General features: G+C 70.5%; 8 protein-coding genes and 1 pseudogene. 6 read left to right on the forward strand and 3 right to left on the reverse strand.

The annotated features are described in order from the left end of the window. Positions 1-36: 36 nt before the first annotated feature. Positions 37-1,518, reverse strand: a complete 1,482-nt coding sequence (locus ACFOES_RS17320) for an AMP nucleosidase (RefSeq protein WP_377834622.1) — start codon at positions 1,516-1,518, stop codon at positions 37-39. 190 nt (positions 1,519-1,708) lie between these two features. Between ACFOES_RS17320 and ACFOES_RS17325 the strand changes: the two genes are divergently transcribed. Continuing rightward, entirely contained in the window at positions 1,709-2,539 is an 831-nt protein-coding gene (locus tag ACFOES_RS17325) for an SDH family Clp fold serine proteinase (RefSeq protein WP_377834623.1), read from the forward strand. Positions 2,540-2,601: 62 nt separating this feature from the next. Here the strand turns inward: ACFOES_RS17325 and glpK are convergent, their stop codons facing one another. Together glpK and glpD are read right to left on the reverse strand one after the other, a co-directional pair. After that, the gene (gene glpK, locus ACFOES_RS17330; RefSeq protein ID WP_377834624.1) at positions 2,602-4,104 is read right to left on the reverse strand and encodes a glycerol kinase GlpK; all 1,503 of its coding nucleotides are present in this window, start codon (positions 4,102-4,104) and stop codon (positions 2,602-2,604) included. Next, positions 4,101-5,594, reverse strand: coding sequence for a glycerol-3-phosphate dehydrogenase (gene glpD / locus ACFOES_RS17335; protein WP_377834625.1), 1,494 nt, complete (start codon positions 5,592-5,594; stop codon positions 4,101-4,103). The genes glpK and glpD overlap by 4 nt, the downstream gene beginning before the upstream one ends. Positions 5,595-5,750: 156 nt before the next feature. Between glpD and ACFOES_RS17340 the strand changes: the two genes are divergently transcribed. The 5 genes and pseudogenes from ACFOES_RS17340 to ACFOES_RS17360 form a co-directional block, all read left to right on the forward strand. Continuing rightward, positions 5,751-6,515 carry a DeoR/GlpR family DNA-binding transcription regulator gene (locus ACFOES_RS17340; protein WP_377834626.1) on the forward strand — a complete coding sequence of 255 codons (765 nt, stop codon included), beginning with the start codon at positions 5,751-5,753 and terminating at the stop codon, positions 6,513-6,515. A gap of 282 nt (positions 6,516-6,797) precedes the next feature. Beyond that, the gene (locus ACFOES_RS17345; RefSeq protein ID WP_377834627.1) at positions 6,798-7,469 is read left to right on the forward strand and encodes a MotA/TolQ/ExbB proton channel family protein; all 672 of its coding nucleotides are present in this window, start codon (positions 6,798-6,800) and stop codon (positions 7,467-7,469) included. Next, positions 7,469-7,846 (forward strand): ExbD/TolR family protein, encoded by a 378-nt coding sequence (locus ACFOES_RS17350; RefSeq protein ID WP_377834628.1) that lies wholly within the window; start codon positions 7,469-7,471, stop codon positions 7,844-7,846. The genes ACFOES_RS17345 and ACFOES_RS17350 overlap by 1 nt, the downstream gene beginning before the upstream one ends. Positions 7,847-7,849: 3 nt before the next feature. Next, complete coding sequence (locus tag ACFOES_RS17355; RefSeq protein ID WP_377834629.1) at positions 7,850-8,236, forward strand: biopolymer transporter ExbD; 387 nt, start codon at positions 7,850-7,852, stop codon at positions 8,234-8,236. Then, positions 8,233-8,821 (forward strand): annotated as a pseudogene (locus ACFOES_RS17360) (hypothetical protein); the annotation flags it as partial. The gene ACFOES_RS17355 and the pseudogene ACFOES_RS17360, both read left to right, overlap by 4 nt.

The raw sequence follows: 8,821 nt of genomic DNA on the forward strand, positions 1-8,821 counted from the left end.
GAAATCCGGGATATTCCATCCACAGCGGCAACGCTGCTACAGAAACGCCGTTTCCTCGAAGCTGCGCAGCTTGCGGCTGTGGATGCGTTCCAGCGGCATGTCGCGCATCCGTTCCATCGCCCGGATGCCGATTTCGAGGTGGCGCGCGACCTGGGTCTTGTAGAATTCGCTGGCCATGCCGGGCAGCTTGAGCTCGCCATGCAGCGGCTTGTCCGAGACGCAGAGCAACGTGCCGTAGGGCACCCGGAAGCGGAAGCCGTTGGCGGCGATGGTCGCGCTTTCCATGTCCAGCGCGATGGCGCGCGACTGGCTCAGGCGGTGGACCGGGCCGGACTGGTCGCGCAGTTCCCAGTTGCGGTTGTCGATCGTCGCCACGGTGCCGGTGCGCATGATCCGCTTGAGCTCGTAGCCTTCCAGCCGCGTGACCTCGGCCACCGCCTCCTGCAACGCGATCTGGATCTCGGCCAGCGCCGGGATCGGCACCCAGACCGGCAGGTCGTCGTCGAGCACGTGATCCTCGCGCAGATAGGCATGGGCGAGAACGAAATCGCCCAGCCGCTGGCTATTGCGCAGCCCGGCGCAGTGGCCGACCATCAGCCAGGCATGGGGCCGCAGCACCGCGATATGGTCGGTGGCGGTCTTGGCGTTGGAGGGCCCGACGCCGATATTGACCAGCGTCACCCCCTGCCCGTCCGGCCGCTTGAGGTGGTAGGTCGGCATCTGCGGCAGCTTGGCCGGCGCCGGCATCTCGCCGTCGGCCGCGGTGATCTCGACATTGCCGGGCCCGACAAAGGCGGTGTAGCCGCTGTCGGGATCGGCCAGCGCGGCGCGGGCGAAGCCCTCGAACTCCTCGACATAGAACTGGTAGTTGGTGAACAGCACGTGGTTCTGGAAATGCTCGGCCCCGGTGGCGGTGTAGTGGCTCAGCCGGGCCAGCGAATAGTCCACGCGCTGCGCGGTGAACGGCGCCAGCGGCCCCGAGCCGTCGGGATGGGTCGCCGCCCGGCCGTTGACGATGTCGTCATTGGTGGTCGACAGGTCCGGCACGTCGAAGACGTCGCGCAGCAGGAAGTCGAGCGCGCCTTCCTGCGGCACCGCGACATCGGCCCCGGCGACGGCGAAATGCACCGGCATCGGGGTCGCCGAGGGGCCGATCACCACCGGCACGCCGTGATTGCGCATCAGCAGGTCGATCTGCTGGGTCAGGTAGCTGCGGAACAGGTCGGGGCGGGTGACCGTGGTGGCATAGGTCCCCGGTTCGGCGACATGGCCGAAGCTCAGCCGGCTGTCGGCCTTGGCAAAGCTGGTCGTGGTGATCCGGATCTCGGGATAGTAGGCCCGGTAGCGCGCCGCCGGCCGGCCATCGGTGACCGCCTGCGAGAATTTCTCGGCCAGGAACCCGGTGGCCCCGGCATAGAGCTCCTCGAGCCGCGCGACGGCGGCGGCGGCATCGGTGAATCGCGTCGCCCCGGGCAAATCGGGGCTGTGAATCGGCACGTTCGGTTCGGCGAAAGTCATTTCTCGTCCTGCTCGGTGGATCAGCGATACTGCACTCCGGTCCGGGCCGGGCGCAACCCCGGGATGCGACCGGCTGACGCAGAAGGTGGCCTGCCCGCCGCGCGCCATCAAGTGATGTTCCTGTGACGCGCGCGCGGCTATGCTGCGCCCACGAAACGAGCGGGAAACAGGTGCGAAACGGAGGCCGCGCATGTCGATCATGGACCTGTTCTGGATTTTCATCCTGGTCTCGGCGCTGCAGCCGATGCTGCGCCAGCGCCTGCTGGAATTCCAGCGCGCCAGCTTCATCGACCGGATGCAGCGCAAGCGCGGCAGCCGGGTGATCCTGATGGTCCACAGGCAGGAGACGATGCGCTTCCTCGGCTTCCCGCTGGCGCGCTATATCGACGTCCACGACAGCGAGGAGGTGCTGCGCGCGATCCAGATGACCGACCCCGAGATGCCTTTGGACATCGTGCTGCACACGCCGGGCGGGCTGGTGCTGGCGGCGCTGCAGATCGCCCGTGCCGTCGAGGCCCACAAGGGCCCCGTCACGGTCTTCGTGCCGCATCACGCCATGTCCGGGGGCACGCTGATCGCGCTGGCGGCCGACCAGATCGTGCTCAGCCCGCACGCGGTGCTGGGCCCGGTCGATCCGCAGATCGGCCAGATGCCTGCCGCCTCGATCCTGTCCGCGGTGACCAGCAAGCCGGTCGAGGAGATCGACGACGAGACGCTGATTCTCGCCGATGTCGGGCGCAAGGCGCTGATCCAGGTCGAGACGGCATCGGCCGCGCTGCTGGCCGGGCACATGGAGGCCGAGAAGGCGCGCGAAGTGGCGCATCTGCTGGCCTCGGGCACCTGGACCCACGACTACCCGATCCCGGCGGAAGAGGCGGCGGCGATGGGCCTGCCGGTCAGCACCGAGATGCCGGAAGAGATCCTGCGCCTGATGCGGCTCTACCCCCAGCCGGTGCGCCAGCAGGGCGGGGTGGAATACCTGCCGCTGCCGCGGATGCCCAAGCGCAACGGCAAGAACTGAGGGCGACAAGGCGGTCAGCCGACCGTTTCGCCCGGCGGCACGCCGGGCGGCGCCTTCTCCGCCTAGGAACTCAAGGTCCGCCGGACCGCTTCCTTCCAGCCGGCGTATTTCGCCTCCCGCTCCTGCGCCGCCATCGCCGGCTCGAAGCGCCGCTCCAGCGCCCAGCCCGCGGCGAAACCGGCCTGGTCGGGACAAATCCCCGCCCGCATCCCGGCCAGCCAGGCCGCGCCCAGCGCCGTCGTCTCGCGCACCTGCGGCCGGTCGACCGGGGCGCCGAGGATGTCGGCGAGGAACTGCATCGTCCAGTCGCTCGCCGTCATGCCGCCGTCGACCCGAAGGGTCGCCACTTTCGCGTCGCGCAGCACCGCCTCGCCGGCGCCGCCCATGTCGGCCGCCATCGCCTCCATCAGGTCGCGGGTCTGGTAGCCGACGCTCTCCAGCGCGGCGCGGGCGAATTCGGCCGGGCCCGTCGCCCGGGTCAGGCCATAGATCGCCCCGCGCGCCTTCGGGTCCCAATAGGGCGCGCCGAGGCCGGTGAAGGCGGGCACCATGTAGACCTGCTGATGCGGATCGGCGGCCTCGGCCAGCGGCTGGGTCTCGTCCGCCGTGTCGATCATCCGCAGCCCGTCGCGTAGCCATTGCACCACGGCGCCGGCGATGAAGATCGAGCCTTCCAGCGCATAGGTCGTCTTGCCGTCGAGCTGGTAGGCGATCGTCGTCAGCAGCCGGTGCTCGCTCGGCACCATCCTGTCGCCGGTATTGACCAGCGCGAAGCAGCCGGTGCCATAGGTCGATTTCACCATGCCCGGCTCGAAGCAGGCCTGCCCCAGCGTCGCCGCCTGCTGATCGCCGGCAACGCCGAGAATCGGCACCGGGGCGCCGAGGATCTCGGTCACGCCGTAGTCGGCGGCGCAATCCCGGACCTCGGGCAGCAGGCTTTCGGGGATGTCGAACAGGGCGAGGATGTCGGCGTCCCAGCGCCCCTCGGCGATGTTGTAGAGCATCGTCCGGGCGGCGTTGGTGGCGTCGGTCGCATGCACCTTGCCGCCGGTCAGCTTCCAGATCAGGAAGCTGTCGACCGTGCCGAAGGCCAGCCTGCCCGCCTGCGCCTTCTCGCGCGCGCCGTCGACCTTGTCGAGCAGCCAAGCGAGCTTGGTGGCCGAGAAATAGGGGTCGAGCAGCAGCCCGGTGCGGGCGCGGATCATCGCCTCGTGCCCCGCCGCGCGCAGCCTGTCGCAGGTCTCGGCCGTGCGCCGGTCCTGCCAGACGATGGCGCGGTGCAGCGGCTCGCCGCTCTCGCGGTCCCACAACAGCACCGTCTCGCGCTGGTTCGTGATGCCGATCGCGGCGACGTCAGCGGCGGTCAGACCGGCTTTCTCCACCGCCGCGCGACAGGTCTCGACCGTGGTCCGCCAGATATCGGCCGGGTCGTGCTCGACCCAGCCCGAGCGCGGGAAATGCTGGGGGAATTCCCGCTGGGCCATGCTGACCGGGGCCAGCCCCGCGTCGAACAGGATCGCCCGGCTCGATGTCGTGCCCTGATCGATCGCGAGAATATGGCTCATGCCGCCTGTGCCTCCTGCTGCATCCACGCGTCGAGCGCGGCGATTTCCCCGGCGCTCATTCTGAGGCCGAGTTTCGACCGGCGCCAGACCACATCTTCCGCCCGTCGGGCATATTCCTTGACCATCAGCCAGCGGATCTCGGCCTCGGTCAGGGTGGCGCCGAAGGACCGCCCCAGATGTTCCGCCTCGGTCGCGCTGCCCAGCACCGTCCGCGCCTCGGTGCCGTAGGCGCGGGCGAGGCGGCGGGCCCAGAACGGGGTCAGGAACGGGTAGTCGCGCTCCAGCCCCGCGACCAGCGCCTCGAAGCCGTCGACCGGGAAGTCGCCGCCGGGCAGCGGCGCGCCAGCGGTCCACGGCCCGGAGAGACCGGGAAAATGCGGCGCCAGCTTTTCCAGCGCGTGCTCGGCCAGCCGGCGATAGGTGGTGATCTTGCCGCCGAAGACGTTGAGCAGCGGGGCCCCCGCGTTCTTGTCGAGCGACAGCACATAGTCGCGCGTCGCCGCCGTCGCCGATTTCGCCCCGTCGTCATAGAGCGGCCGGACCCCGGAATAGGTCCAGACGATATCGTCGCGCGTCACCGGCTTGTCGAAATACTCGCTGGCGAAGGCGCAGAGATAGTCCTGCTCCTCGGGCGTGCAGACTGCTTCTGACGGTGCGCCGTGATGGTCCTGGTCAGTCGTGCCGATCAGGGTGAAATCGGTCTCGTAGGGGATGGCGAAGATGATCCGGCCATCGGCGCCCTGGAAGAAGTAGCATTTGTCGTGGTCGAACAGCCGCCGGGTCACGATATGGCTGCCGCGCACCAGCCGGACGCCTTCATTGGACTTGATCCCCAGCGTGCCGGTGATGACGTCGCTCACCCAGGGCCCGCCGGCATTGACCAGCGCCCGCGCCGTCACCGTCTCGGTCCGGTCGCCGTGATCGACGGTGACGCGCCACAGATCGGCCTCGCGCCGGGCGCCGGTGACCTTGGCCCGGGTCAGGATCCGGGCGCCCATTTCCTGCGCCGCGCGGGCGTTCAGCACGACGAGCCGCGAATCCTCGACCCAGCAATCGGAATACTCGAACGCCTTGCGGAACTGCTTCTTCAGCGGCTTGCCCTCCGGCGCCCGGGTCAGGTCGAGCGTCGCGGTGCCGGGCAGGATCTTGCGACCGCCGAGATGGTCGTAGAGGAACAGCCCGAGCCGGATCAGCCAGCCCGGCCGCATGCCCTTGTGCAGCGGCAGCACAAAGCGCATCGGCCACGAGATATGCGGCATCGCGCTCAGCAGCGTCTCGCGCTCTTTCAGCGCCTCGCGCACCAGCCGGAACTCGTAATATTCCAGATAACGCAGCCCGCCATGGAACAGCTTGGTCGAGGCCGAGGATGTGGCCGAGGCCAGGTCCCCCATCTCGGCCAGCGTCACGCGCAGCCCCCGCCCGGCGGCATCGCGCGCGATGCCGCAGCCATTGATACCGCCACCGATGACGAAAAGATCGACAGGCTCCATCGGCCCCTCCTGATTGCGCGCCGCAACATCGTGGCGAATGTTCGTTTCGTCAATGGTTCTGTTCTTTTGTTACATTTCTGTCGTATTCCGCTGACAGAAGGAAGGCAATTCCCTCTCGGGGGCGGCTTTGCTAGGAACGGTCAGAGGGGATGGCAGATGGCGCAGAATTTCCGGCACGCAGAGATTCTCCAGCTCGCACGCGAGCGGGGCAAGGTGGTGGTCGAGGACCTCGCCAGCCATTTCGGCGTGACCTTGCAGACCATCCGGCGTGACCTGACCGAGCTGTGCGATACCGGCCAGCTGACCCGGGTCTACGGCGGCGCGATCCTGGCCTCGGGCGTGGCCAATATCGGCTACGAGGACCGGCGCAAGCTGCAGGCGGAGGCCAAGGACCGGATCGGCCGGCTCTGCGCCCAGACGATCCCGGACGAGGCCTCGCTGTTTCTCAACATCGGCACCACGACCGAGGCCGTAGCGCGGGCGCTGCTGGCCCATCGCAACCTGATGGTGGTGACCAACAACCTCAACGTCGCCAATATCCTCGCCCAGAACCCGAGCGCCGAGGTGATCGTCGCCGGCGGCGTGCTGCGCCGGGCCGATGCCGGGCTGGTCGGCGATGTGACGCTCGAGATGGTGCGGCATTTCAAGGTCGATTTCGCCGTCATCGGCACCTCGGCGATGGACGAGGAGGGCGACCTGCTCGACTACGACTTCCGCGAGGTGCGGGTCAGCCAGGCGATCCTGAAACAGGCGCGGCGGCGGTTCCTGGTCGCCGACCATTCCAAGTTCGCCCGCAGCGCGCCGGTGCGGATCGGTTCGCTGTCCGAGGTCGACACCTTCTTCACCGATGCCGAGCCGCCCGAGGCGGTGCGCGCCCTCTGCGCCGAATGGGGCACCGAGATCGCCATCGCGCCGGAATAGGGGCACCCGCCGGCGCCCGGATCTGGCGGAAGCTATCGGACGCAGGGCAAGGCGGTCCGACGGACGACGCCGCCAGGCCAACATCTTCTTCTTCTCAGCAGAAATATCCCGCGGGGGAGCCGGGGGGCGAAACCTCCGGCAACCGGTCTGTCCCCGCCCCGGCCATCCGGTCTATCCTGCCGCCCGATTCGCATCCGGGCCGCGGGCGGTCGCCTCCGGCCCGCTATCGCCATACCCGCCGGGCCATAGTCCCGGTGCGCAGAGCACCGCAGAGGGAGCGCCATGACCGCCCTGACCGACAGCCTTGCCGCCGCCTGGGAATTCCTCGTCCTCGGCGGCCCGACGATCTGGGCCATCGCCGCGCTTTCGGTCGCCGGTCTCGCGGTGATCCTGTGGAAGCTCTGGCGCCTGATCCGCTTCGGCGCCTGGTCCGGCGGCGCCCATACCGCCGAGGCGGTCGCGCTCTGGGCCGAGGGCCGGGAAAAGGCCGCGATGGCGCGGCTGACCGGCCGCCGCAGCCTGCGCGCCGGGCTGGCGCTGGCCGCGATGCGGGCCCGCTGCGATCCGACGCTCGACGATGCCGCCGCCCAGGCCGAGACCGAGCGCGTCGCCCGGGGCCTGCTGGCCGAGGCCCGCAGCGGCTTGCGCGCGCTGGAACTGATCTCGACCATCGCCCCGCTGCTCGGCCTGCTCGGCACCGTGCTGGGCATGATCGCCGCCTTCCAGGCACTGCAGCAGGCCGGGGCGCGGGCCGATCCGGCGACGCTGGCCGGCGGCATCTGGGAGGCGCTGCTGACCACCGCCGCCGGCATGGCGGTGGCGATCCCGGCCGGCATCGCGCTGAGCTGGTTCGAAAGCATCATCGACCGGCTGCGCCATGACATGGAGGACACCGCCACCCGGATCTTCCTGCGCCCGGTGGCGCCGCACTCGGCGCTCAAGGTAGCCGAGTGATGTTCGACCTCGGCGAAGACCGCCCGCGCCGGCGCCCCAGCCTGACGCCGATGATCGACGTGGTCTTCCTGCTGCTGGTCTTCTTCATGCTCGCCTCGCGCTTCGGCACCGAGCGCGAGCTGCCGCTCGCCGTCGCCGGCCAGGGCGCGGGCTATTCCGGCCCGCCGCGGCTGGTCGAGGTTGCGCCCGATGCGCTTTACCTCAACGGCGTGACGGTGGCGCCGGAGGCGCTGGCCGCCGACCTGCGCCAGCTGATGCAGGCCCCCACCGACACCATCGTCCTGCGCCCCCGCGACGGCGCCCGGATGCAGCGGCTGGTGACGGTGCTGGAGGCGCTGAACCGGGCGGGGTTCGGCAAGATCGCGCTGGTGGACTAGACCATGCGCATTCCCGAGCCCCCGCGCCGCCGCCCGGCCGAAAGCATCATCCCGATGATCAACGTCGTCTTCCTGTTGCTCATCTTCTTCCTGATGACGGCCGAGATCGCGCCGCCCGAGCCGTTCCCGGTCACCCCGCCGAGTTCGAGCGCCCAAACCCCGGCCGAGCGCGGCCTGACCCTCTATCTCGGACCCGACGGCCGGCCGGGTTTCGAGGACGCCACCGGCGACGCCGCCCTCGCCCGGCTTGCCGCCCGCGCCGCCGAGGCGCCCGGCCCGCTGCTGATCCGCGCCGACGCCGCCGCCCCGGCCGCGGCTCTGGCGCGACTCATGCCGCGGCTGGCGACGCTCGGCCTGTCCGACATCCGCCTGGTCACGGTGCCGCAATGAGGGCCCTGGTCGAGGGCACCGTCTTCCTCGGGCTGGCGCTGGGGCTGCACCTCGCCGCCTTCGCGCTGCTGCCGGGCGTCGCCGGCGGTGGCCAGGGCGCGGGCGCCGGCGGTGCCGACCGGATCAGCCTCGCCCCGGCCACGGCGCAGCTCTCGGCGCTGGTCGCCGACTGGACCCGGCCGCCCGAAGCGGCGGCCGAAACGATGCCCGCGCCGGTGGCGCCGGACCAGACGGCGCCGCCAGCGGCGCCCATGGCGCAGGCCGAGGCGACGCCGCAGACCGCCGCGCCGGCGCTGCGCCCGCCCGACCTGCCGTCGCGCCCCGATCCGGCGCTGGCGCAGCTGCCGCCGCCGCCTGCACAGCCAGCGCCGGAACCGCCGTCCGCGCCGGCGAGCTCCGCGCCAACGCCACGGCCGCCGCCCGACCTGTCGACGGCACGGCCGAAGCCGCGCCCCGCCCGGCCGCCGGCCGCGAAACCCAAACCCGCGAAGCCCGCGCCCAAGCCGGCGTCGCAGGCCAGCGCCCCGGCCCTGCGCGCCAAGGGCGACGGCGGCAGCGCCAGCGCCGCCAGCGGCGGATCGGCGG

Origin of the sequence: Acidimangrovimonas pyrenivorans (assembly GCF_042643245.1) — a bacterium.
Taxonomy (GTDB): Bacteria; Pseudomonadota; Alphaproteobacteria; order Rhodobacterales; family Rhodobacteraceae; genus Acidimangrovimonas; species Acidimangrovimonas pyrenivorans.

Bases quoted from the DNA above. Each gene is read 5' to 3' on its own strand.
- ACFOES_RS17320 (WP_377834622.1), bottom strand. From the start codon at position 1,518: ATGACTTTCGCCGAACCGAACGTGCCGATTCACAGCCCCGATTTGCCC.
- ACFOES_RS17325 (WP_377834623.1), top strand. From the start codon at position 1,709: ATGTCGATCATGGACCTGTTCTGGATTTTCATCCTGGTCTCGGCGCTG.
- glpK (WP_377834624.1), bottom strand. From the start codon at position 4,104: ATGAGCCATATTCTCGCGATCGATCAGGGCACGACATCGAGCCGGGCG.
- glpD (WP_377834625.1), bottom strand. From the start codon at position 5,594: ATGGAGCCTGTCGATCTTTTCGTCATCGGTGGCGGTATCAATGGCTGC.
- ACFOES_RS17340 (WP_377834626.1), top strand. From the start codon at position 5,751: ATGGCGCAGAATTTCCGGCACGCAGAGATTCTCCAGCTCGCACGCGAG.
- ACFOES_RS17345 (WP_377834627.1), top strand. From the start codon at position 6,798: ATGACCGCCCTGACCGACAGCCTTGCCGCCGCCTGGGAATTCCTCGTC.
- ACFOES_RS17350 (WP_377834628.1), top strand. From the start codon at position 7,469: ATGTTCGACCTCGGCGAAGACCGCCCGCGCCGGCGCCCCAGCCTGACG.
- ACFOES_RS17355 (WP_377834629.1), top strand. From the start codon at position 7,850: ATGCGCATTCCCGAGCCCCCGCGCCGCCGCCCGGCCGAAAGCATCATC.